This is a genomic window from Achromobacter sp. SIMBA_011 (assembly GCF_046535435.1).
Taxonomy (GTDB): Bacteria; Pseudomonadota; Gammaproteobacteria; order Burkholderiales; family Burkholderiaceae_B; genus Achromobacter; species Achromobacter dolens.
In genome coordinates this window covers 778765-802575 of sequence record NZ_JAWRWN010000001.1, presented here as the reverse complement: position 1 = coordinate 802575, position 23811 = coordinate 778765, and the positions used below count along the sequence as shown (strand labels likewise).

The window sequence follows — 23811 nt, the reverse complement described above, 5'->3', positions numbered from 1 at the left end:
GCCGCCCAGCCGCTCAGATATCGTCGCCCAGCGCCGCCAACTGCTCGGCCTGGTGCTCGGCGATCAGGGCGCCGGTCAGCTCCTCCAGATCGCCTTCCATGATCTGCTGCAGCTTGTACAGCGTCAGGTTGATGCGGTGGTCGGTGACGCGGCCCTGCGGGAAGTTGTAGGTGCGGATACGCTCGGAACGGTCGCCGGAACCGATCAGGCTCTTGCGCTCGGCCGCTTCCTTGCTCTGGCGCTCGCGCGTTTCCTTGTCCTTCAGGCGCGCGGCCAGCACCTGCATGGCCTTGTCCTTGTTGCGGTGCTGCGAGCGGTCGTCCTGGCATTCCACCACCAGCCCGGTCGGCAAGTGCGTGATGCGCACGGCCGAATCGGTCTTGTTGATGTGCTGGCCGCCGGCGCCGCTGGCGCGGAAGGTGTCGATGCGCAGGTCGCTCGGGTTGATGACGATCTCCGACATCTCGTCGGCTTCGGCCATGATGGCCACCGTGCAGGCCGAGGTGTGGATGCGGCCCTGCGCCTCGGTGGCGGGCACGCGCTGCACGCGGTGCGCGCCGGACTCGAATTTCAGGCGGCCGTAGGCGCCGTCGCCCTCGATGCGCGCGATCACTTCCTTGTAGCCGCCCAGCTCCGACGGGCTTTCCGACATCAGCTCGACGCGCCAGCCGCGCTGTTCGGCGTAGCGCGTGTACATGCGCAGCAGGTCGCCCGAGAACAGCGCGCTTTCGTCGCCGCCGGTGCCGGCGCGGATTTCCAGGAACACGCTGCGGCCGTCATTGGGGTCGCGCGGCAGCAACAGCAACTGCAGCGCCGCCTCCAGCGATTCGAGCTTGACGCGGCCGCTCTTGATCTCGTCCTCGGCCATCGCCTTCAGCTCGGGATCGGACAACATCTCCTGCGCGGCCGCCAGGTCTTCCTCGCCGCGCACGAAGGCGGTGAACGCCTCGACCACCGGCTCCAGTTCGGCGCGCTCGCGCGACAGCTTGCGGAAGCGGTCCATGTCGGCCGCGGTGTCCGGTTCGGCCAGCAGCGCGTCCACCTCGATCAGGCGGTGACACAGATGCTCCAGCCGGCTGCGCATGGAAGATTTCATGATGGGAATTCAGCAAGGGAAAACGGAAATGGCGGGCGCCCGCAACGAGCGCCCGCCGCAAGGCGGGGCGGAGGCAGCGCCGCTAACGGCGCGAGTCGCGGCCGGGGAACAGGCGCGGCATCCAGGCAAGCAATTGCTTGCGGTCCTCGCCTTCGCTGCGGTTCAACGCCGCCAGCGGGCCATGCAGATATTTCTGGGTCAGGCCGTGGGCCAGTTGCTCGAGCACGGCCTCCGGCGATTCGCCGCGCGCCAGCAGGCGGCGGGCGCGTTCGAGTTCGGCGGCGCTGACATCTTCGGCGGCCTGGTGCAGGTCGCGGATGACGGGCACCACTTCGCGCGATTGCATCCAGTGCATGAAGCCCTGGACGCGGGTTTCGATGATGGCCTCGGCCTGCACCACCGCGGCGCGGCGCGCGTCGGTGCCGGTCTGGACCAGGCGGCCCAGGTCATCGACGGAATACAGGTAGACGTCGTCCAGGCGGCCGACCTCGGGTTCGATGTCGCGCGGCACGGCCAGGTCGATCATCACCATGGGGCGGTGGCGGCGCAGGCGCGTGGCCCGTTCCACCATCCCCAAACCGAGGATGGGCAGGGAGCTGGCCGTACAGGAGACCACCACGTCGAATTCGGACAGGCGGTCGGTCAGGTCCGACAGCTTCATGGTGCTGGCCGAGAACCGGTTGGCCAGCAGCTCGGCGCGTTCGGCCGTGCGATTGGCCACCACCATGCTGCGCGGACGCTGTGCGGCGAAGTGGGTGGCGCAAAGCTCGATCATTTCGCCCGCGCCGATGAACAGCGTGCGGGCCTGGTCCAGGTTGCCGAACACGCGTTCGGCCAGGCGCACCGCGGCGGCGGCCATGGACACCGACTGCGCGCCGATGGCGGTCTGCGAGCGGACTTCCTTGGCCACCGAGAAGGTGCGCTGGAACATCTGGTGGAGCAGCGTGCCGAGCGAACCGGCTTCGCCAGCCGCGCGCACGGCGTCCTTCATCTGGCCGACGATCTGGGTTTCGCCCAGCACCATGGAATCGAGCCCGCTGGCCACACGGAAGGCGTGGCGCACGGCGTCGTCCTGCTGATGACGGTACAGATGCGGGCGCAGCGTGCCGGCATCGAGGCGGTTGTGCTCGGCCAGCCACGCGGGCAACTGGTCGGCCACGTGGCCGTCGGCGGCGCAATAGATTTCGGTGCGGTTGCAGGTCGACAGGATGGCGGCTTCGCGCACCGACCCGCCGAACGCGGAACGCAGGCCTTCCAGCGCCGGCTTGACCAGATCGACGGGCATGGACACGCGTTCGCGAACCGAAACCGGCGCGGACGTGTGATTCAGACCGAAGGCTAGGACAGCTACCGACATGTAAAGGACAAGGCCGTGAGTATTAGAGCTGTGGTCCCCGCAAAGCCCATGCGGTGCAGCGTGCATGTAACAGCGGACCGGCCATGATTATACTCCCGCGGGTTATCCCCACGCCATTTGGCGTCCCGACCGCGACCCTGCGTCGCACCCCTCGCGACCCGTGTCGCCCCGCCACGTGACCTTGCGTCGCCCCCCATGCAATGGCCGTTTGCGGTAGTATGCGCCCCTTGCCCCTTTCCACGTTGGAAGGCGCCCCGGAAATTCTTCAAACTTTTTTCGAGGCGACTGGCACAAGTCCAAAAAATTGTGTATAGTTGCGGACTTCGTTGGCCTGGTAGCTCAGTTGGTAGAGCAGCGGATTGAAAATCCGCGTGTCGGTGGTTCGATTCCGCCCCAGGCCACCAGAATTAAAAAGCCCGGCTCCTTGGAGTCGGGCTTTTGCATTGCGGGGCCGCCATCGCAGCGCCGGCCGGCGGCCAACGCATCGGCAATGCTCGATGATCAAGACCCACGATGATCAAAACCCACGATGATCAAGACCCCGGCAACGCCGCCCCCATCGCCGCGAACAATCCCCCGCACACCTTGTTGAAGCGCCGCCCCGCGCGCTCCAGCCACGGCCGCACGCGGTGCGCCAGGCGCGCCAACACGTACTCCACCACGAACTCGATGGCCACGAAGGTCGCGGCCATGATCACGAATTGCGTCAACAGGCTGCGCCCCGGATCGATGAATTGCGGCAGGAACGCGCCGTAGAACAGCAGCGCCTTGGGATTGGCGATCGCCGACAAGAAACCCTGGCTGAACATGCGCGTGCCGCGCAGCCGCGCCATATCGGGCGCCGGGCGCAGTTGCACGCCGGGTGAACGCCATAGCTGGATGCCGAGCCAGACCAGATAGGCGCCGCCGGCCCACTTCAGCACCGTCAGCGCCGGCCCCCAGGCCTTGAGCAATGCGCTGATGCCCAGCATCGACAAGGCGATCAGCGCAATGAAGCCGACCGCGCCGCCAGCGATGGTGCACAGCGCCTTGCGATGCCCGTGCAGCGCACCGTGGGTCAGCGCCAGCAAGGTGTTGGGGCCGGGGGTGATCGACAGGCCGGTCACGGCAACCAGGTAGATGAGCCAGCTATGCAATGCCATGGCAATGAGACACGGGAAAATGGGGGTGGCGGCCAGTCTAGCGCCGCCGGCGCGGGCCGCGCAATTGCCGGCGAGTCCGCTATGCCTGGCCCGGATGCGTGGTTGGCACCGCCAGTCCGTACTTGACGCGGTTCATCACCACCAGCGTCGAAAAGCGCTTCACGTTGGGGTCGCCCCAGAAGTGGCGCTGCGCGAAGGCGTCGTACTCGGCCATGTCGCGCACGGTCATGGTGACGACGAAATCCACTTCGCCCGTGACCGCCAGGCACTGCATGATCTCCGGCGCGTTGCGCATCGCGCGCTTGAAGGTGTCCAGCTTGTCGGCGCGTTCGCTCTCGAGCGACACCAACACCACCATCATGATGTCGCGCCCCACCGCCGCCGGGTCCACTACCGACACATCGCCCAGCACCGCCCCGGACTCGCGCAGCCGCTTCATGCGCCGCAGGCACGAGACCGGCGACAGGTTCACGCGCTCGGCCACCTCCTGGCTGGTGCGCTGGTTGTCTTCCTGCAGGCTTTGCAGGATCTGAAGGTCGAAATCGTCTAGTTCCATGGGGGTCTCGGCGCCGCGGCGGTCCAGGCCGCGCGGGCCTGTAGCCTGATTCTAAACGGGCGCGCCGCGCGACCCGCCCCCAAATTCGACGGGAAACTTCATTTGCGCACCGCCCGCTGCAGGAATTAATCACCCGCCTTGCTTACACTGGGAACCCTCTGGCCGCCCTCGCGACCAGGCGCAGCCCGATACCCATGCCGTCACTCCAGCTTTTCCTGCTCTTCCTGGCCGCCGATGCGGCGTTGAAACTCACTCCCGGCCCGGACATGGCGCTGACGCTGTCGCGAGGCATGACGCAGGGATTCCGGCCGGCGTTCCATAGCGTGCTGGGCAATGTGGCGGCCGGTTTCATCCAGGTGCCGGCCGTGGTGCTGGGACTGGCCTCGGTGCTGCAGGCGTTTCCGACGCTGTTCCTGGCGATCAAGGCGGCGGGCGGCCTGTACCTGGGCTACCTGGGCATCAAGGCCATGCTGCGCTGCGCCCGTGACGCCGACGTGTCCCTGGCCGCGCGGCCCGGCGACGCGCGCGACGCGTTCTGGCAGGGCTTCATGACCAATCTGCTGAACCCGAAGGTGCTGCTGTTCATGATCGCCTTCCTGCCGCAGTTCACCACGCCGGACAACGGCCCGGTCTGGATCCAGATGCTGGTGCTGGGCGTGACCATGAAGGCGTTGAGCCTGCCCTATGGCAGTTGCTTTGCCTATGGCGCGTCGCGCATCCGCGGCTGGGTCGGCCGCAACCCGTGGTTCCTGCGCATGCAGCAAGGACTGCTGGGCGCGATCATGCTGGCACTGGCCCTGTACGTACTCTACTCCACCGCCCTGACCTTGAACCCCTGATCCTTCCGCAGACGCAGCACCATGACCGCCGCCACCCTTCCCTCCGGACGCGATGCCTCCGCCTCCACCCTGATGCCGACCCTGTCGCTGATCGGCGCCATGGCCTCGCTGTGCATCGGCACGTCGTTCGCCAAGTCGCTGTTTCCCGAGGTGGGCGCGCAAGGCACGACGGCCTATCGCATCGTCATCGGCGCCATCATCCTCATCGCGTTCTGGCGCCCATGGCGCTTTCCGCTGACCGCGCGCAACGCCGCCAAGATCGCGCTGTACGGCGTGACGCTGGCCTGCATGAACCTGCTGTTCTACATGGCGCTGCGCACCCTGCCGCTGGGCGTGGCGATCGCCATCGAGTTCACCGGGCCGCTGACCCTGGCGGTGGTGCTGTCGCGGCGCGCCATCGACTTCGTCTGGATCGCCTGCGCGCTGGCCGGGCTGGTGCTGCTGATCCCGACCGGCCAGTCGATGCACGACCTCGATCCCGTCGGGATCGCTTATGCGCTGGGCGCGGCGGTGTGCTGGGCGCTGTACATCATCTTCGGCAAGATGGCCGGCAACGTGCACGGCGGACAGGCCACGTCGCTGGGCCTGCTGGCGGCCACCATGGTGGCGCTGCCGGTGGGCGCGGCCCACGCCGGCATGGCGCTGCTGGATCCCAAGCTGATCCTTGCCGGCGTGGCGGTCGGCATCCTGTCGAGCGCCCTGCCCTATTCGCTGGAGATGGTGGCGTTGCGGCGCCTGCCGCAAAAGACCTTCGGCGTGCTGCTGAGCATGGAGCCCGCCATGGGCGCGCTGGCCGGCGTCATCGTGCTGAACGAACACCTGTCCGGCACGCAGTGGCTGGCGATCTGCGGCATCATCATCGCCTCGGCCGGCTGCGCCGCCACCGCGCGGCGGCAAAAACGCGCGGCGGCCGAGGGCTAAGACCCGTCAATCCACCGAGATATTCTTCTGGCGGATCACCGCGCCCCAGTTCTCGTATTCACGATGCGCGTAGTCGAAGAAATCGTTCGACGAGCTGCCCATCGGCTCCATGCCCTGCAGCTTGAGCTGCTTGATCACCTCGGGCGACTTCAACGCCGCCTGTATCGCGCCGCTGAGCTTGTCGACCACCGCCTTGGGCGTGCGCGCCGGCGCCACCACGCCCTGCCAGGCGGTCGCTTCCAGCGGCGGGCCGCCGGCCTCGCCGAAGGTGGGCACGTCGGGCAGTTGTTCCGAGCGCTCGTTGGCCGGCACCGCGATAGCGCGCAGCTTGCCCGCCTGGATCAACGGCCGCGCGGCCGCCATGTCGGCCATCATCAGCGGCACCACGCCCGCCGCCACGTCCTGCAAGGCCGGCGGCGTGCCCTTGTAGGGAATCGCCGTGGCCTTGGCGCCGAACATCGACAGGAACAACTCCATCGCCAGATGGTGCGGGCTGCCCACGCCCAGCGACGCATAGCTGGCCTTCTTGTCGTCGGCCAGGTACGCCATCACTTCGGGCATGTTCTTCAGATCGGAGGCCGGCGAGGCCACCAGCACGATCGGCAGCGCCACCAGCGTCGAGACCGGTTTCAGGTCCTTCCACGGGTCGTACGGCAATTGCTTGTAGAGCCACGGATTGAGCGCCAGCGTGCTCATGCCGGCGGTCATCAGCGTGTAGCCATCTGGCGCGGCGCGCGCGGTTTCCTGGGCGGCGACGATGGTGGCGGCGCCCGGGCGGTTCTCCACCACCACCGGCTGGCCCAGCGTCTGGCTCACGTGCCTGGCCACGATGCGGGTGGCCAGGTCGCTGCCGCCACCGGCGCTGAACGGCACCAGCCAGCGGATGGGATGCTCGGGGAATTCCCCGGCCAGCGCGGGCGCGGCTTGCGCGGCGAACGCCGCCACGGCCACGGTTGCCAGCGCGCGGCGGATGAAGCCTCTTCTGGACATGGGGTTGTCTCCTGGTATTCTGAATTTAATTAACATATTAACTATATTTCCGGCACCCGGCGAGCAGCACTGCGTAGGACGATCATGGACGCGGCATCGGCGCGGCGCCGCATCAAGCGCGGGCCGCGGCCAGCCAGCGCAGGCCGGCCGAGGTGCCGGCGGCCGGACGGTACTCGCAGCCGATCCAGCCGCTGTAGTCCAGCTCTCGCAGCACCGAGAAGACCCAGCCGTAATCCAGCTCGCCCCGGTCGGGTTCCTGGCGCAACGGCACGCCGGCGATCTGCAGGTGCCCGACGCGTCCGGTGGGCAGGTAATGGCGCAGCTTGGCGCTGACGTCGCCTTCGACGATCTGGCAGTGGTACAGGTCCATCTGCACTTTCAGGTTGGGCGCGTTGACCGCCTGCACCACCTGGTGCGCCTCGTCCTGGCGATTGAGGAAATAGCCGGGAATGTCGCGCGTGTTGATGGGCTCGATCAGCAGCGTCACGCCGGCCGAGCGCGCCTGGCGCGCGGCCCAGTCGAGGTTCTCGCGATAGCAGTCCAGCATTTCAGCGCGCGTGACGCCTTCGGGCATCAGCCCCGCCATCACATGGACCTGGGCGCAGGCCAGCACCGTGGCGTAGCCCAGCGCCTGCTCGATGCCGGCGCGGAATTCGTCCTGGCGCCCCGGCAGCGCGGCCAGCCCGCGCTCGCCGCGCGAGGCCACGCCCGGCGGCGCGTTGAACAGGACTTGCGACACGCCGGCGGCATCCATGCGCTCACGCACGAACGCGGCCGGCGCTTCGTAGGGAAACATGCATTCCACGCCCGCGAAGCCGTCGGCCGCGGCGGCCGCGTAGCGGTCCAGGAACGCATGTTCCGGGTACATCATCGAAAGATTGGCGGCGAATTTCAGCATGGCGGACTCCGGGGCGGGCGGCATGCCTGGAAATTAGCATATCCACCCGTCACGCCCGCCGCGCCGCGATCCCTCAATACGTCATGCGCACTCCAAGCATCACGCTGCGGCCCGGCAGCGGCGCCACCGACGAGATGAACGAGGCATGGTTGTAGGCCAGCTTGTTCAGCAGGTTGGTGCCGCGCAGGAAGACCTCGTAGCCCGTCGCGCCGTACCGGCCGCGATACGCCACCACGGCGTTGACCAGGTTGTAGCCCGGCGTGCTGTTCTCATACGCGGCGATGTCCTTCTGCGAAAACACGCGCGCGTACTCGACGCCGCCCGACCATTGCTGCCATTTCACGTTGCCGCGCAGGCCCGCGCGCGCCGCCGGGATGCGCGGCAGGTTGCCGTCGCCGCCGGTCAGCTTGCCGCGCACGTAATCGCCGAACACCGCCGCCGAGAACACCGGCGTGAACTGGTGCCGAAGCTCGCCTTCCACGCCGGTGAATTCGGCGTCGCGCTGGGTGTACTCGATCAGGCGGAAATCCTCGTAGCGGTCGAGCGTGTCGGCGTAGATGTAGTTCTTGACCTTGTTGTGGAACACGCTGGCCGAGAACGTCGTGTCGCCCGCATGCTTGCGCAGCGTCAGGTCGATGTTGCGCGAGGTCTCGCGGCCCAGGCCGGTATTGCCCAGTTCATAGGTGTTGGTGGCCAGGTGCACGCCGTCGGCGTACAGCTCCTGCGCGGTCGGCAGCCGTTGCGAGCGCGACAGCGACAGGGCCACCGAATACTGTGGCGCGAAGTCCCAGATGGCCGCGGCCGACAGCGAGGTGCCCGACAGGCTGCTGCGCGGCGCGCCGCCGGCGGGCGCGATGCGCTGCCAATCCTGGCGCGCGCCCAGCTCGAAACGCCAGTCGTTCAACTGGTATTCCTCCAGCACGAACAGGCCGTTGGAACGGGTGCGGCTGCGCGGCAGGAACGCTTCCTCGCCGTCGGCGCGGAAGTCGCTGTAGGCATTCTGCAGGCCGATCACGCCGCGCCAGCCAGCCAGCGGCTTGTGCTGCAGCTCGACGCGCAGGTCGTAGCCCTTGTTCTTGAAGCGGGTGCCGACCTCGCCACCCTCGATCTCCTCGTGCTGATAGTCGGTCAGGCCGCCGCGCACGCGAATCTTCTCGAAACCGGCGAACGGATCCTGGTACTCGGCTCGCAGGTCCAGGCGATCGCTGCGCAGTTTGACGTAGGGCACGCCGCCATGCTCGTGGTCATGGTCGTGATCGTGTCCCTCCTCGTCATGATCGTGGTCGTGGCCGCCGCAATGCAGGTGGGTGCCATGCGGATGGCAACCCTCGTATTCGTGATTGTGGCCGGGCAGGCCGTACTTGCTTTCCAGGTGCGTGAATGCCAGGCCCACGTAACCACGCGGGGTGATCCACGACAGGCCGACCGAGCCCTGCGTCGATTCGCTGTAGGAGCCTGCCAGCTTGCCGCCGGGCCAGTCCGGCACGTCGTAGTCGCTGGTACGCCGCTTCATGCCCTCGACCCGTACCGCGAACTGGCCTTCACCGGCGGTGATGCCGATCGCGCCGGCGCGTTCCTTGGTGCCGGTGGCCCCGCGCAGTTCGGCTTCCAGCTCCACGCCTTGCCCGGGCACCGCGGTGGGAATCTTCTTGTCCACCACGTTCACCACGCCACCGATCGCGCCGCCGCCATACAGCAGGGCGGCAGGGCCGCGCAGCACTTCAATGCGTTCGGCCAGCAGGGGCTCGACCGTCACCGCGTGGTCCGGCGAAATGCCGGAGGCGTCCATCACCTCGGAGCCGTCGGACAGCACCTTGACGCGGGGCGCGGTCTGGCCACGGATCACCGGCCGGCTGGCGCCGCCGCCAAAGGTATCGCTGTTCACGCCAGGCAGGCTCTTCAGGGTCTCGCCCAGCGTGCCGGCGCGGCGCTCGACCAGTTCATCGCCTTCAAGCACGGAGGCGGGCAGCATGGTGCTGTTCAGGTCCAGGCCCAGCGGATTGGCGGACACGGTGATCGGCGCCAAGGCGCGCGGCCGCGACCTGTCGGCCTCGGTCTCGGCCTGCGCCAGCGGCGCAGCCAGCATCAGCGAGCAGACCAGCGGCTTGAACGCCCGTGCGCCGTTCCTGCGCCGCGCCGCCACCGCGCCGCCGCGCTTGCCTCGGGTTCCGTGCGATCCCTGCGTCTTGCCTGTCATCTTTACCCTCATGGATGTTATATCATTACAAATAGCTGAAGGATGATATAACATTTCGATAACAAAGCAAGCCGATTCCCTGGATCGGCCCTGAATCCCTCAGTCTGCTGCGGCCTGCAGCCCCAGCAAGGCCTGCAATACGGCCACCCGACTTTGCCCCAGCACCGCGCCGTGCCAGTCCGGCTGGTCGCAATAGAACGCGTCCAGCGTCGCCTGCAGGATCTGGTCGCGCACGGCCGCCGGCGCATCGGGATGCGCGCGCAGCCAGTTGCGCGCGCGCAGCGCGTCCACCACCTGTTCCGACGGCTGCGTGCCGTATTCCAGCGCCATCAGCGTCGGCTGCGAGTCCGGGCAGGCCTGATAGGCCAGCCCGGCCAGATGGCCGGTGATGTCCACCGAGGCCGACGTGCCCTGGTAGGGCACGGCGACATCGGTGCCCCACCAGCGGCGCGCGCGCGCCACTTCAGCCTCGTCGCGGCGACCGGCATAGATCTTCTCGCCGTGCCCGCGCGGCCCCAGCCCGGTATGCACGTCGATCCAGCCGATCCGCGCATAGCCGGCGGCATGATCTTCGAGAATGCGGCGCAGGTTGAGCAGGGACGCGGCCGGGCGGTCGCCGCCATAGAACAGGCCGTCCGGGTGCGTGTACTGCCCGCGGGTCACGGCCTGCTTGAAGGCCGCCAGGCCGTGCTCGCCGATATAGGCGGCAATCTGCTGGCGGTTGGCGTCCGACGGCGGCCATTGCGCCGGCAGCAGCAATTCATGGATCTGCCCGTAGCCGGGGTTGGCCGGCAGAGGCTGCCCATCGAATGGCTGCGCGTTGCGGTTCAGGTCGACGTTGCCCTCGTCGGTGCGGGCGATCCATGAAAAGCCATGCGGGTTCACCGCGTGCACCAGCAGCAGCGCCACGCCGGCCTGGCGCGCGCGCTCCAGCATCTCGGCATCGTCAAGCAACGCCAGTTGGCAGCCCGAGCCACAGAAACCCTCCACGCCGTGGGTCGCGGACGTCATGATCAGCAGCCGCGTGGCGCCGGCATCGCCGATCAGGGCGACATCGGTGGCCAGGTCCTCGCCCTCGCGCCCCTTGGGCTCGATGGCATAGGAGGCGAAACGCGTCGCCAGCGGCCGGACGGCGGCGGTGAAGCGCTCGCGCGCCAGGGCATAGCTGCGGGAAAAGTAAGGGCTAGCGGATTGCATCAGGCCTCCTGGTTGTCGATATCGTCGCCGGTGCGGTCGCGTATCCAGAACAGCACCACCGTGGAAAGCGCCACCGCCGCCATCAGGTACCAGGCGGGCGCCATGGGATTGCCGGTCACGTGCAGCAGCCAGGTCACGAAGAACTGGGCGAAGCCGCCGAAGACCGAGATCCCCAGGCCGTAAACCACCGACATCCCGGTGGTGCGCACGGCTTTCGGAAACAGTTCGGGCAGCATGGTGATGCCGGGCGCCGATTGCAGCGCCAGCAGTATCGACAGCAGCCCCACCACCAGCATCAGCCGCATGCTGCTCGGCGCGGCCACCAGCCACTGAAAGCACGGCAACAGCACCGCCACCGTCGTCACCCGCGACCAGAAGATAACGCGCTTGCGTCCCGCCCGGTCGGCCAGCATGCCGACCAGCGGCGCGAACAGGAAGCCGACCGCGCCCACCACCACGCTGGCCGACAGCGTCGAGGTCGCCGGCAGGCCGAGTTCGCGATGCGCATACGACGGCATGTAGAAGCCGATGATCTGCGCGCAGACCATGCCGCCGATCATCAGCAGGATGCCCTTGGCGACCTCGCTCTTGTGTTCGGCGAACACGCGGCGCAGCGGTTGGTGGCCAGCCACGCGCGGCCGCCCGACGGCGGGCTCGTCGACATGCAGCGTCTCTTCGAGATTGCGGCGGATGTAGGCGCCCACCGGCACCGTCAGGATGCCGATCACGAACGGCACGCGCCAGCCCCAGGCCTGCATCTGCTCGACGCTGAGCGCGGCGGTCAGCGTGCCCACCACCACGGCGCCCAGCGCCACCCCGAGCGACTGGCTGCCGAATTGCCAACTGGAATAGAAGCCGCGTCGCGACGCAGGCGCGTGCTCGACCAGCAGCGTGGTCGACGCGCCCACTTCCCCGCCGGCGGCAAAGCCTTGGATCAGCCGGGCCAGCACCATCATCACCGGCCCCAACAGCCCCATCTGCGCATGGGTGGGCGCGGCGGCGATCAGCGCACAGCCCAGGCCCATCAGCCACAGTGTCAGCGTCATGGCTGCGCGGCGGCCGTGGCGGTCGGCGTAGGAGCCGATCAGCATCCCACCCACAGGCCGCATGAGGAAGCCCACGCCGAAGGTGGCCGTGGTCAGCAGCAGTTGCCCGTAGCTGGAGGCCGCCGGAAAGAACAGCGGCCCGATGACCAGCATCAGGAAGGTGAATACGGTGAAGTCGAAGAATTCGAGCGCGTTGCCGATGGTGGTGCCGGCGATGACCCGCCGGCGCATGGAAGGTGTATGCAGGCTGCGCGCGCCGGCGCCGGCCGCGATGGCGATAGACATGTTTTCCCCTTGATGTCCGATCTCTGTGCCGGCCCTGTTTCCGGAAGCCGTGGCTAGTGAATATACGGATGGCTGCCGAAACGCAAAAGACAGTATTTTTGGCGCAGTGATGACTTTTTCTTATAGCCAGCCGTGCCCGCTCCGATGAACCTGCGCCAACTGCGCGCCTTCGTGTTGATCGCCGAACACGGCAGCATCCGCGCGGCCGCCCGCGCCCTGTGCGTGACCCAGCCGGCGGCCACGCGCAGCCTGCGCGAACTGGAACAGAGCCTGGGCGCGGAGTTGGTGCGGCGCAGCGCCAAGGGCGTCGAACTGACCCCCTACGGCCAGGCGCTGCACAAGCGCGCCGTGCTGATCCTGCAGGAAGCGCGGCGGGCGCAGGAAGACATCGACCAGATGCGCGATGGCGAAGGCGGCACGCTCAATCTGGCCATCAGCTCGTCGGCGCTGCCGGTGCTGCCGGCCGCGCTGGCGGCCTTCCGCGCCCGCATGCCGCGCGTGGCGGTGGCCTTCCATGAAGTCGCGCCGCCCTACAGCCTCGAACAGCTCGAGACCGGCCGCTACGACCTGGTGGTGCAGACCGAATACGACGGCGACATCTACGACGGCTTCGCGCGCACCACGCTGTTCACCCTGCCGCTGGCGGTCGGCGCGCGCGCCGATCATCCTTTGCGCCACGCCACCGACCTGGCCGAGCTGCGCGACCTGCTGTGGCTGATGCCAGGCAACACGCAGACGCCGACCAACCTGCTGCGCCTGGCCTATACCGAACGCGGCCTGCCACCCCCCGTCGACGTGATTCCGTGCCAATCCATCGCCATCGCCCTGGCAATCCTGGCCGAGAGCGACGCGGTCGGGTTCTTCGTGCGCAACGGATTTCACCGCATGCTGGCGCCGTCGTCCCTGTGCATGCTGCCGCTGGCGCACCCGCTACCGGCGGCCCGCGTGTCGATCCTGACGCGGGCCGATTCGCCGCCAACGCCGGCTGCGCAATTTTTCATCGACTGCCTGAATCGCGCCCGTGCGACGGCGTGAGCGGGCGGGTTATCATGGGGCCCCGTCCCCGAGCCGCGCCCCGCCCCCCCCTTGCGCGGTCCCATGCCATGGTTTTTCCCAAAGTCCACTCGCCCCCCACGCTGACCGATACGGTGGCCAAGCAGTTGCTCGCTGAGATCGACGCGGGACGCGTGCCGCCCGGCGAAAAACTGCCCCCCGAAACCCGCCTGGCCGAACAGTTCGGCGTCAGCCGCACGGTCATTCGCGAAGCGGTGTCGCGGCTGCGTCAGGACGGCATCGTCGAGGCGCGCCAGGGCAGCGGCGTGTTCGTCACCGCCCATGGCGGCCAGCGCGCGCTGCGCATCGACGCGGCCGAACTATCGTCGCTGGACGCGGTGCTGCACATCGTCGACCTGCGACGCGCGCTGGAAACCGAAATCGCGGCGCAGGCCGCGGCCCGGCGCAGCAAGCGCGACATGGCGGCCATCGACGACGCGCTGGCGGCCATTGCCACCTCGGTGGAACGCGGCGGCGACGGCGTCAAGGAAGACGTGGCGTTTCACCGCTGCATCGCCCAGGCCACCGGCAACCCCTACTTTCTCGCCACCCTGGCATTCGTCAGCCAATACCTGGAAGCCGCAACCCGCGTCACGCGAGGCAACGAAGCGCGCCATGCCGACCTGATGCGCGCGGTGTTGCAGGAACACGGCGCCATCGCCGACGCCATCCGCCGCCAGGACGTGGAAGCGGCGCGCGAAGCGGCCCGCATCCACATGGTCAACGCCGCCGCACGCCTGCGCCAGGCGCATCGCTGAGGCGGCTCTTCCGTCCGCCGGGTTGGACCGCGGCGGCAATGCGCTCCGTCATGCATCCTGGCCGAAGGCCCGCGTGAAGAAATCCACGCCGCCGAAATTGCCCGACTTCAAGGCGATGCTCAGGCGCGCCCCTACCGCCGACGCCTGGCCGGCGCACCACGGCACGCCGGGATCGATCTGCTCGCCGATGGCGAGCTGCGTCAGGCCCAGCGCCTGCACCACCGCGCCCGAGGTCTCGCCGCCGGCCACGATAAGCTGCCGCACGCCGAGCCGCGCCAATCCCGCCGCGATCCGCGCGATCGCGTCCTCGACCAGCGCGCCGACGCGCGCCGCGCCCAGGCTGGCCTGCGCCGCCTGCACGGCGTCGGGCCGCGCCGTCGAATAGATCAGTACGGGGCCGTCGCGCAGGCGCGGCGCGGCCCAGGCCAGCGCATCCGCCACCACGTCGTCACCCGCGGCGATGCGCAACGGGTCGAGCGACAGTGCCGGTCCGCCCGCCGCGATGAACGCGGCGACCTGGCCCTGGGTCGCGATCGAGCAACTACCCGCCACCACCGCCTGCGCCCCCGACTCGCGCGGCAAACCGATCGCCGCGCCCGGCGCCAGGCCCCAGTTGACCGGCAGGCCGATTGCCACGCCCGAGCCCGCCGTCACCAGCGGCATGCCCTTGAGCGCCGGCCCCAGCGCCAACAGGTCGTCGTTGGAGATGGCATCGACGATGGCAATCTCCACGCCCTCTCGCCGCAGCGCCTCGATGCGGGTCCGAATCGCGTCGCTGCCGCGCGCCACCACGGCGTAGTCGATCAGCCCGACTTTGCGCCGGGTCTGCGCCGACAGCACGCGCACCAGGTTGGCATCGCTCATCGGCGTCAACGGATGATGCTGCATTCCCGATTCGTTCAGCAGCACGTCGCCGGCAAACAGGTAACCCTTGAACACCGTGCGCCGGTTGTCGGGAAACGCCGGCGTGGCGATGGTGAAATCGCTGCCCAGCGCCGTCAGCAGGGCGTCGGCGACCGGGCCGATATTGCCCTCGGGCGTGCTGTCGAAGGTCGAGCAATATTTGAAATAGATCTGCTCGGCGCCCTGCGCCCGCAGCCAATCGAGCGCGGCCAGCGACTGCGCCACGGCTTCGGCGGCGGGCAAGGTGCGGGTCTTGAGCGCCACCACGACCGCGTCGGCGGGCGTCTCGAGCGCGCCGACCGGCACGCCGATGGTCTGCACCGCGCGCATGCCGGCGCGCACCAGGTTGTTGGCCAGATCGGTGGCGCCCGTGAAGTCGTCGGCAATGCAGCCCAGCTTGATCGTCATGCGGACTCCGGCAGAGTGATTCCTGGAAAGATCTTGATGACCGCGCTGTCGTCCTCGCGCCCGTGCCCCGCGGCCGACGCCTGCATGAACATCTGGTGCGCGGTGGAAGCCAGCGGCAGCGGAAACTTGCTGTGGCGCGCGGTGTCCAGCACCAGCCCCAGATCCTTGACGAAGATGTCCACCGCCGACAACGGCGTGTAGTCGCCCGCCAGCACATGCGCCATGCGGTTCTCGAACATCCAGCTGTTGCCCGCGCTGTGGGTGATGACCTCGTATAGCGCGTCGGCATCGACCCCTTCGCGCAGCCCCAGCGCCATGGCTTCGGCGGCGGCGGCGATGTGCACGCCGGCCAGCAACTGGTTGATGATCTTGACCTTGCTGCCCGCGCCCGCGCGGTCGCCCAGGCGATAGACCTTGCCCGCCATCGCCTCCAGCACCGGACCGCATGCCGCGTAGGCGGCCGGCGAGCCGGCGGTCATCATGGTCATCTCGCCCGCCGCGGCCTTGGCCGCACCGCCCGAGATCGGCGCATCCAGGTACAGCACGCCCAGGGCAGCCAGGCGCGCTTCCAGTGCGCTCGACCAGGATGGATCCACGGTCGAACACATCACGAACACGCTGCCTAGCCGCAGCGCCGCCGCCAGGTCGCCGTCGCCGAACAGCACGTTCTCGGTCTGCTGCGCGTTCACCACCACGCTCACCACCACATCGCAGGCCGCGCCCACCGCCGCCAACGTATCGCAGGCCACGCCGCCCTGTTCGGCGAACGCCGCCGCCACGCCTGGCCGGATATCGTAGGCATGCACCCGATAGCCGGCACGCCGCAGGCTTTGCGCGATGCCAGCCCCCATGGCGCCCAGGCCAATTACGCCGACGTCGCGCGCGGCATTCTCATGATGGTTCATACCGTTCCCCGCAAGTCATCGCCGATGTAGGCGCGAATGATCTCGGCGAAATCGCTGTCGCCTTCCAGGCCCAGTCGCGCGGCCCGCCCCGTGTCCCAGCGCCCCGGCCAACTGCCGACGATGGCTTGCACCCGCGGGTCGACCTGCCAGTTGATGCGGTCGGCGACCGCATCGCCCGCGATCTCGCGCAACGCCCGCGCCATCTCGGCCGCCGTCACCGAAACGCCCGGCAGATTGATCGGCCGGCGATCCGCCAACGCCGCCGCATCCAGTTCGCAGCCCGCGATCAGCGCCTGCACCGCGCGCCGTGGCGACAACAGCCACAGGCGCGTATCCGGCGCCACCGGGCAGGCTGCCGGCTCGCCATTGAGCGGCTCGCGGATGATGCCGCTGGCGAACGACGAGGCTGCCGCGTTGGGCCGGCCCGGGCGCACGCTGATGGTCGGCAGCCGCAGCGCGCGGCCGTCGACGAAGCCGCGCCGCGTGTAGTCGGCCAGCAGCAGTTCGGCGATCGCTTTCTGCGTGCCGTAGGAAGACTGCGGATTGAGCGCGGTGTCGTCGCGCACGGTTTCGGGCAAGGCGCCGCCGTAGACCGCCACCGAACTGGTGAACACCACGCGCGGCCGGTGGCCGCGTTGGCGGCAGGCCTCCAGCAACGCCCGCGACGCATCCAGGTTGATCCGCATGCCAAGGTCGAAATCGGCCTCGGCCTGGCCGCTGACGATCGCGGCCAGGTGGAAGACCGCCGCCGTATCGGCGTCGATCGACGCGTCCAGCACCGCCGGATCCGCGATATCTCCCTGGACCGAGCGCACGCGGGTGTCGTTGATGGCGTCGCTGCGGGTGACGTCGAGCAGGTCGATCTGCGTGATGGGCTCGGGCGCGCCGCCCAGCGCCAGCCGCCCGTGCTCCAACAGTCCGCGCGCCAGGCGCTGGCCGAGAAAGCCCGCGCCGCCGGTGATCAATATCTTCATCGCTCGCCTCCCGCGAGATGGGGTCGGGCCCACGCCAGGCCCGCCGACGTCGCGCCCTTGGGCCGGTATTCGCAGCCGACCCAGCCCGTGTAGCCCAGCGTGTCGATCAGCGCCAGCAGGTAGGGGTAATTCAGTTCGCCCAGGTCCGGTTCGTGCCGGTCCGGCACCCCCGCGATCTGGATGTGGCCGATGCCCGCCATGTCGCGGCGCAGTTTCACCGCCAGGTCGCCCTCGACGATCTGGCAGTGGTAGCAATCGAATTGCACGAGCAGGTTGTCGGCGCCGACCTCGGCGCGGATGGCCTGCGCTTCATCCTGGCGGGTCAGGAAGAAGCCGGGCATGTCGCGCGGGTTGATCGGTTCGATCACAATGGTCACGCCAGCCGAGGCCGCGGCGTGCGCCGCGCTCTCCAGATTGCGCAGATACGCCTCGCGGTGGACGGCGCGGTCGCTCCCCGGCGCCACCAGGCCCGCCATCACGTGCAGCCTGCGGTTGCCCAGCGCCGCCGCATATTCCAGCGCCAGATCCAGCCCGCGGCGGAACTCGTCCTCACGCCCGGGCAACGCGGCGATGCCGCGCTCGCCCGCCGCCCAGTCGCCGGGCGGCGCATTGAACAGGGCCTGCGACAGGCCGTGATCCTGCAGCCGCGCGCGGATCTCGGCGGCTGGAAAATCGTAGGGGAACAGGAATTCCACCCCCTGGAAACCATCGCGCGCCGCGGCGCCGAACCGGTCCAGGAAAGCGTGCTCCGCATACATCATGCTCAGGTTCGCGGCCAGGCGCGGCATCTCGTTGTCTCCTTGTGTGAGTGGGCTGCATCGCCGCAGCCCGCTGGCGCGCACGGCGCCCCTCGTGTCAGTAGCGCGCGCCGAAGGTGGCGCGCAGTTCCTCGATGGCGGCCTCGGGCAGCGGCGCGGGGCGCGGATCAGCCATCAGCCACAGCCGCGCGGTCTCTTCCAGTTCCTCGAGCGCATAGGACGCATGCGACACCGAGCGTTCCCACACCACCGGCCCGAGACGCTCGAACAGCGCCCCGCGCACCTGAGCGGCCAGCGCGGCCACCTGCGCCGCCGCCACCGGATCGCCGGGGCGGCGATAGGGAATCAGCGGAATGCGCCCGACCTTCATCACCTGGTACGGCGTGATCGGCGGCAACACCTCGTCCTCGCGCCACACACCCGCCAGCGTCAGCGCGACCAGATGGGTCGAATGGGTGTGCACGACGCCGCGCGCGGCGGGGTCGGCCTGGTAGATGCCCTGGTGCAGCGCCAGGGTCTTGGAGGGCTTGGCGCCCGAGACCCACTTGCCGGCCAGGTCGACCTTGGCCAGCTCGGCCGGGTCCAGGCGGCCCAGGCAGACATCGGTGGGCGTGATCAGCCAGCCGTCGTCCAGCCGGGCGCTGATGTTGCCGGCCGCGCCGACGGTGTAGCCGCGCTGGTAGAGGCTGGCGCCGACCGTGCAGATTTCCTCGCGGATGCGGGTTTCCGGGGTCATCGCGCGCCCGCCACGAGGCGGCCGCGGGCGGCGAAAAGCGGGTACGGCATGGGGCACTCCCTGGACATATTCATATGGTCATCATACAAATTTTGCCGAAAATCCCGGTAGCGGGATTACCCGGAATGCCCCGTCGGATTCAGACCGAGTAGTGGTAGTTGCAGTTGACCGTGGCCTTGAGCGGCTGATTCGCGCCCGGTCCGCCCGGACGCGGCCCGGTGAGCTTGGCCTGGAAGGTGCCCACCACGGCGCCGGTGCCATCTTTCTTGACCGCCACGCTGGCCGGCAGCGCATACAGCGTCAGCGGCCAGACCTCGTCCGGCGCCACCAGGGTGAAGACGCCCAACGGAAAATCCGACACGACATAGGCGGGATCCCGGTCTGCGTCGAATCCCAATGTGGCGCCGACATACGTCAGCGTCAGCTTGAGCTCTTCCGAAGACGGCGACGGGATGACGCCGCGCAGCGCGACCTTGCCACTCTCCGACACACACGACAATTCGGCGGGCGCCGAGCCCGCGTGGGCAACGCCCGCCAGCAGCAGACAGGACAGGAACCAGGGGGCATGCAGCTTCATGGGACGGGCTTCCTCGGAGCGGCCGGCGGATCCGCGGCCTTGGACGATCTTCGAGCCGACATATTAGCGGCCAACAATCCGCGCTCAAAGGCCGGCGGCAGGCAATGCCAGCGTTCGCATACAAGTCGTAATATGCGGCGCCGCCGAACGGGCTAGGATGCCGGCATCGGTCCGTCCGTTCCCCGGAGCCCCCATGAGCGCCTTCCGATCCCTCGCCTGCGCCGCCCTGCTGCTGGCGGCCACCGCCTCCCACGCCGAGACCGTGGCCCTGCGCGCGCAGAGCGCCACACCCGGCATCGAACCGCAGACCAAAATGCGCTTCGTCGACGTGGTGCTGCAACCCGAGAGCCGCCAGGTCCTGGCCGACTTCACCCGCAACCGCGTCGGCAAACGCGTACAACTGCGTTCGAACGGCGTGCTGCTGTCCTCGGCCACGCTGCAAAGCCCGCTCGAGGGCGACAGCTTCCGCATCGTCGCCGGCGAGCACGGTTTTGGCGGCAAGTCCGCCGACGACATCGCCAAGGGCATCATGTCCGGCGGGGGCCTCACCGTGGACGACGAAGGCGGCGCGCCAAACGATGCCGGCACCCGCCCCACCCGGCGCGCGCCCGCCTCGGGCGCCGGCCTCTGACCCCGCCGGCCTCGCCGCAGGCCGCCGATCGCATCCACGCCTGGCAGGCCTCAGCGCCCGTTGGTGGCGGCGGATCGGGTGCGACCAGGCCTGCTGCGGCAGCGTATTGCCGCTTTCGTCATTCGCGATAAAACGCCACTGGTCGGCGGCCCGCACGCATAACCTTTGGTTATGGTCGCACCCGCACCACTCATTTGAACCTGTCGCCCGTCGCGCCCACACTCTCACCGTCCAGCGCCAGGCTGCCCGATGCGGCCAGGCGCCCTGGACATGGGACCGCTGGGCATCCACGCCTGCCGCACGGCAGGACGGGATCACAACAATAGGCCAACACCGCCGGATGCGCAGCGCGTCACGGCCCGGCCACAGATCGATAGGGACGGAGAAGACATGACCACATTGACACAGACGGCGGCGGCGCCACGCCCGCCCGCCGGCGGCTCGTTGCATCCTCGCCGGCGCAATGCCGCCATCGCGGTATTCCTGGTGGGCCTGGCCATCGCGCTGTACACCCATTTCACGCTGCCCGGCCAGACCAGCCTGTGGGGCCTGACGCCCGTGCTGGTGTTCGCCATCATCGCGCTGCTGGGCGTGGACATCGTGCTGTCCACCATTGCCGCCATCGTGCTGGGCGCCATCATGACCGGCACCACGCCCATCGCCATGGGCAAGCTGCTGGCCGACTCGCTCGGCTCGTTCATCGCGGTGGTCGGCCTGATCATCGTGCTGGGCGCTGGCGTGGGCGAGGTCGCCTCGCGCACCGGCGCCGCGGAACAGATGGTGCGCGCCATCGTGCGCCGCATCGGCCTGTCGAACCAGGTGCGCGTGCGCCTGGGCATCATGGTGACCTCGACCCTGATCTGCGGCGCGCTGGGCACCCTGGCCGGCGGCAACGCCATCATTGCCGCGGTGGTCATCCCGATCGCCGCCGCCGTGCGCCTGTCACCGCCCACGGTGGCCGCGCTGTTTCAGACCGCCGGCTCCGCCGGACTGGTGCTGGGCCCCTTCACGCCCAACGTGGTCACGGTGACCGGCCTGACCGGGCTGAGCTATCCGCAATACCTGCTGGTGGCGGGCATCCCGATGGCCGTGGCGACGCTGCTGGCCGGCTGGTTCATGTCGGGGCGCATCCAGAAAATGACCGAGGCTGGCCACCAATACGAGGAAGCCGGAGCCGGCACGGCCGCCTTCGACCTCGATGCCGCGCCCGCGCGCAGCGCCATGCGGGCGGCGTGGGCGTTCTGCCTGACCATCGTTCTCCTGGCGATCGTCGGCGTGCTCGCCAAGGCGGGTTATGCCTTCGCCATCATCGTCATGGTGGCGCTGGCCACCACCACCGGACTGGCCGGCGGCATGGGTCCGCGCGCGATCCTGCAGGCGATGTACGCGGGCGCCGGCAAGCTGATCTGGATCTTCTTCCTGTTCTGGCTGTTCAATCCGGTGCTGGTGCTGGTGGACCAGCTCAACGCCTACCACGCCGTGCTGGAGCTGGCCAAGCCGCACCTGGCCGGCATCAGCGGCGCCATGCTGTGCGTCATCGTGCTGTGGTTCAACGTCATCGGCCACATCCCGGGCGCGGCGGTCGCGCAGATGACCTTCACCGCCAAGATCTTCGGCCCGCTGCTGGCGGCCGCCGGCGTCGGCCCCGCGGCCACCACGGCGGTTATCCTGGGCAGTTCGCAGATCGACTGGTTCGGCCCCTTCCCCACCTCGGACATGTTCGGCCAGATGGGCCTGGCGCGCTCGGGCGAGCTCAAATACATGCTCTACAACGGCTGGGCGGTGATCCTGGTGAACCTCTGCCTGTTCTCGTCCCTGTTCTTCTTCCTGGTCTGAGGAGATCGACCATGTTCCCCTTGGGATCGCAACCGCTGGACCACAACGCCTTGCGCCAGCACGTCGACGCGGCGCTGGCGTCCTTGCTGGCGGCCACGCCCGCGCGGGTCTCGCTGAGCCTGCGCGACCTGGACGGCGGCATCGTGCTGGCGCACCACGCCGACCGCGTGCAGCCATCGGCCAGCATCATCAAGGTGCCCATCCTGCTGGCGCTGCTCGAAGCGGTGGCCAAGGGCCGCTACGCGCTCGAACAGCCGCTGGCCCTGCCCGCAAGCGCCGAGCGCGCCGGCGGCACCGGCATCCTCGCCCAGTTGCCCAGTGTCACCACCCTGTCGCTCGCCGAACTGGCGCGGCTGATGATCGTGCTCAGCGACAACGTCGCCACCAACGCACTGATCGAGCTGCTCGGATTCGACGAGATCAATCAATGGAACCAACGCGCCGGCCTGCCGGCGAGCCGGCTGCAACGGCGCATGATGGACGCCGCGGCGCGCGAGGCCGGGCGTGACAACTTCACCAGCGCCGAAGACGCCACCGCCTCGCTGTGCTGGATGCTGCGCGACGGCGCGCTGCCCGCGGCCTTGCGGACATTCGCGCTCGACCTGCTGGCCGACCAGCGCGAACGCGCCCACTTCGGCGCCGCGCTGCCCGCCCCCGCCCATCTGGCCAGCAAGGCCGGACAGTTGCCGGGCCTGCGCCATGACGCCGGCATTCTCACCGTGGCCGACCGCAGCGTGGTGCTGGCGGTACTGGCCGACGGCTTTACCGACTGGCAGACCGCGCAGACCCTGCAGGGCGGCGAGGGCGCCGCGCTGCTGGGGCAGATCGCGCGCGAGGTGGCGCTGGGCCTGAAGTCCCAGGCGCAAGCACACTGACAAGGGGGACCCGCATGTCCATCAGAGTGGCAGCCATACAGCTCGACAGCCGCCGTGACCGCGACGCCAACCTGGCCGCGCTCGAACATTGGATAACGGCCGCGGCCAACGACGGCGCGCAACTGATCGTCACGCCCGAATACAGCGATGTGCGCGGCGACGCACCAACGCTGCGCGCCGCCGCCAGTCCGATCCCCGGCGCGGTCACGGCGCGCATCGCCGCGCTGGCGCAGCGCCACGCTTGCTGGATCCACCTGGGCTCGATGCATGAACGCCTGGCGGACCAGGACCGGCTCGGCAACACCGGCGTCACCTTCGCCCCGGACGGCAGCATCGCCGCCTCCTACCGCAAGGTCCACCTGTATGACGCGGTGGTCGACGGCACCCCCTACCGCGAATCCGCCGACTTCGCCCCGGGCACGCGCCTGCGCACGGTCGAAGCGGCGGGCCTGACGCTGGGCCTGAGCATCTGCTACGACCTGCGCTTTGCCGAGCTGTATCGCGCGCTGCGCGCACGCGGCGCCAACGTGCTGGTGGCGCCCGCGGCCTTCAACCTGCACACCGGCCGCGATCACTGGGAAATCCTGCTGCGCGCCCGCGCCATCGAGAACCAGTGCTACGTGATCGCCGCCGCCCAGATCGGCGGCGACGGGCCGGGCCTGCCCTGCCTGGGCCGCAGCATGATCGTCGATCCCTGGGGCACGGTACTGGCCTGCATGCCAGACCGCACCGGCTACGTCATGGCCGACCTCGACCCGGAGCGCGTCGCCACGCTGCGCGCCGGCCTGCCGGCCTGGGACCATCGCCGCACCGATCTCTACCCGGGTTGACCCGCGCCGCGAGAGAAAACGGCCGGCGTCGTTGCCGGCCTTC

23 protein-coding genes and 1 tRNA gene are annotated in these 23811 nt (G+C 68.9%); 9 read left to right on the top strand and 15 right to left on the bottom strand.

Annotated features, from left to right (window positions below; genetic code table 11):
* Positions 1 to 13 precede the first annotated feature (13 nt).
* Both prfA and hemA read right to left on the bottom strand, forming a co-directional pair.
* On the bottom strand, positions 14 to 1096 hold the full coding sequence (prfA, locus tag SB816_RS03800) for a peptide chain release factor 1 (protein WP_020926053.1): 1083 nt from the start codon (positions 1094 to 1096) through the stop codon (positions 14 to 16).
* 82 nt (positions 1097 to 1178) lie between these two features.
* Positions 1179 to 2453 (bottom strand): glutamyl-tRNA reductase, encoded by a 1275-nt coding sequence (gene hemA / locus SB816_RS03795; RefSeq protein ID WP_006391699.1) that lies wholly within the window; start codon positions 2451 to 2453, stop codon positions 1179 to 1181.
* A gap of 328 nt (positions 2454 to 2781) precedes the next feature.
* Between hemA and SB816_RS03790 the strand changes: the two genes are divergently transcribed.
* Positions 2782 to 2857, top strand: a tRNA-Phe gene (locus SB816_RS03790).
* Between the two features lie 129 nt (positions 2858 to 2986).
* On the opposite strand, the gene SB816_RS03785 is transcribed toward SB816_RS03790, so the two are convergent.
* Both SB816_RS03785 and SB816_RS03780 read right to left on the bottom strand, forming a co-directional pair.
* Complete coding sequence (locus tag SB816_RS03785; RefSeq protein ID WP_372414387.1) at positions 2987 to 3595, bottom strand: LysE family translocator; 609 nt, start codon at positions 3593 to 3595, stop codon at positions 2987 to 2989.
* A gap of 79 nt (positions 3596 to 3674) precedes the next feature.
* A complete protein-coding gene (locus SB816_RS03780; RefSeq protein WP_049076679.1) occupies positions 3675 to 4151 on the bottom strand; it encodes an Lrp/AsnC family transcriptional regulator in 477 nt (158 codons plus the stop codon).
* Positions 4152 to 4345: 194 nt separating this feature from the next.
* Here SB816_RS03780 and SB816_RS03775 point away from each other — a divergent pair, with 194 nt between their 5' ends.
* Positions 4346 to 4990 carry a LysE family translocator gene (locus SB816_RS03775; protein WP_081089637.1) on the top strand — a complete coding sequence of 215 codons (645 nt, stop codon included), beginning with the start codon at positions 4346 to 4348 and terminating at the stop codon, positions 4988 to 4990.
* Positions 4991 to 5011: 21 nt separating this feature from the next.
* The gene (locus tag SB816_RS03770; protein WP_054500466.1) at positions 5012 to 5911 is read left to right on the top strand and encodes an EamA family transporter; all 900 of its coding nucleotides are present in this window, start codon (positions 5012 to 5014) and stop codon (positions 5909 to 5911) included.
* Positions 5912 to 5917: 6 nt separating this feature from the next.
* Here SB816_RS03770 and SB816_RS03765 read toward each other — a convergent pair whose 3' ends face one another.
* The 5 genes from SB816_RS03765 to SB816_RS03745 form a co-directional block, all read right to left on the bottom strand.
* A complete protein-coding gene (locus SB816_RS03765; RefSeq protein ID WP_064527340.1) occupies positions 5918 to 6901 on the bottom strand; it encodes a Bug family tripartite tricarboxylate transporter substrate binding protein in 984 nt (327 codons plus the stop codon).
* Positions 6902 to 7013: 112 nt separating this feature from the next.
* Positions 7014 to 7799, bottom strand: coding sequence for a 2-oxo-tetronate isomerase (gene otnI / locus SB816_RS03760; RefSeq protein ID WP_410546511.1), 786 nt, complete (start codon positions 7797 to 7799; stop codon positions 7014 to 7016).
* 73 nt (positions 7800 to 7872) lie between these two features.
* Positions 7873 to 9885: a TonB-dependent receptor domain-containing protein gene (locus SB816_RS03755; RefSeq protein WP_175188868.1), complete on the bottom strand. Its 2013-nt coding sequence runs from the start codon at positions 9883 to 9885 to the stop codon at positions 7873 to 7875.
* A 210-nt stretch (positions 9886 to 10095) separates the two neighbouring features.
* Entirely contained in the window at positions 10096 to 11193 is a 1098-nt protein-coding gene (locus SB816_RS03750) for a M14 family metallopeptidase (RefSeq protein WP_410546510.1), read from the bottom strand.
* On the bottom strand, positions 11193 to 12524 hold the full coding sequence (locus SB816_RS03745) for an MFS transporter (RefSeq protein WP_175143365.1): 1332 nt from the start codon (positions 12522 to 12524) through the stop codon (positions 11193 to 11195). Before SB816_RS03745 ends, SB816_RS03750 begins: the two co-directional genes overlap by 1 nt.
* A 144-nt stretch (positions 12525 to 12668) precedes the next feature.
* On the opposite strand from SB816_RS03745, the gene SB816_RS03740 reads away from it, so the two are divergent.
* Both SB816_RS03740 and SB816_RS03735 read left to right on the top strand, forming a co-directional pair.
* A complete protein-coding gene (locus SB816_RS03740; RefSeq protein WP_054500461.1) occupies positions 12669 to 13559 on the top strand; it encodes a LysR substrate-binding domain-containing protein in 891 nt (296 codons plus the stop codon).
* Between the two features lie 68 nt (positions 13560 to 13627).
* The gene (locus tag SB816_RS03735; protein WP_410546509.1) at positions 13628 to 14335 is read left to right on the top strand and encodes a FadR/GntR family transcriptional regulator; all 708 of its coding nucleotides are present in this window, start codon (positions 13628 to 13630) and stop codon (positions 14333 to 14335) included.
* Positions 14336 to 14383: 48 nt separating this feature from the next.
* Here SB816_RS03735 and otnK read toward each other — a convergent pair whose 3' ends face one another.
* The 6 genes from otnK to SB816_RS03705 all read right to left on the bottom strand — a co-directional run bounded on the left by otnK (position 14384) and on the right by SB816_RS03705 (position 19596).
* A complete protein-coding gene (gene otnK, locus SB816_RS03730) occupies positions 14384 to 15646 on the bottom strand; it encodes a 3-oxo-tetronate kinase (protein WP_054500459.1) in 1263 nt (420 codons plus the stop codon).
* Entirely contained in the window at positions 15643 to 16551 is a 909-nt protein-coding gene (ltnD, locus tag SB816_RS03725) for an L-threonate dehydrogenase (protein ID WP_410546508.1), read from the bottom strand. The genes otnK and ltnD overlap by 4 nt, the downstream gene beginning before the upstream one ends.
* A complete protein-coding gene (gene denD / locus SB816_RS03720) occupies positions 16548 to 17525 on the bottom strand; it encodes a D-erythronate dehydrogenase (RefSeq protein WP_054500457.1) in 978 nt (325 codons plus the stop codon). Before denD ends, ltnD begins: the two co-directional genes overlap by 4 nt.
* A complete protein-coding gene (gene otnI, locus SB816_RS03715) occupies positions 17522 to 18313 on the bottom strand; it encodes a 2-oxo-tetronate isomerase (RefSeq protein WP_054500456.1) in 792 nt (263 codons plus the stop codon). Before otnI (SB816_RS03715) ends, denD begins: the two co-directional genes overlap by 4 nt.
* A 67-nt stretch (positions 18314 to 18380) precedes the next feature.
* Complete coding sequence (locus SB816_RS03710; RefSeq protein ID WP_054500455.1) at positions 18381 to 19019, bottom strand: aldolase; 639 nt, start codon at positions 19017 to 19019, stop codon at positions 18381 to 18383.
* A gap of 139 nt (positions 19020 to 19158) precedes the next feature.
* Positions 19159 to 19596, bottom strand: a complete 438-nt coding sequence (locus SB816_RS03705; RefSeq protein WP_054429354.1) for a hypothetical protein — start codon at positions 19594 to 19596, stop codon at positions 19159 to 19161.
* A 193-nt stretch (positions 19597 to 19789) separates the two neighbouring features.
* Between SB816_RS03705 and SB816_RS03700 the strand changes: the two genes are divergently transcribed.
* From SB816_RS03700 to SB816_RS03685, 4 genes are all read left to right on the top strand, one after another.
* Positions 19790 to 20227: a SecDF P1 head subdomain-containing protein gene (locus SB816_RS03700; RefSeq protein ID WP_054500454.1), complete on the top strand. Its 438-nt coding sequence runs from the start codon at positions 19790 to 19792 to the stop codon at positions 20225 to 20227.
* A gap of 390 nt (positions 20228 to 20617) precedes the next feature.
* On the top strand, positions 20618 to 22063 hold the full coding sequence (locus SB816_RS03695) for a gluconate:proton symporter (protein WP_269874886.1): 1446 nt from the start codon (positions 20618 to 20620) through the stop codon (positions 22061 to 22063).
* 11 nt (positions 22064 to 22074) lie between these two features.
* Positions 22075 to 22938 (top strand): serine hydrolase, encoded by an 864-nt coding sequence (locus SB816_RS03690; protein ID WP_269874888.1) that lies wholly within the window; start codon positions 22075 to 22077, stop codon positions 22936 to 22938.
* 14 nt (positions 22939 to 22952) lie between these two features.
* Positions 22953 to 23768 carry a carbon-nitrogen hydrolase family protein gene (locus SB816_RS03685; protein ID WP_116793423.1) on the top strand — a complete coding sequence of 272 codons (816 nt, stop codon included), beginning with the start codon at positions 22953 to 22955 and terminating at the stop codon, positions 23766 to 23768.
* The last annotated feature ends 43 nt before the right edge of the window (positions 23769 to 23811 follow it).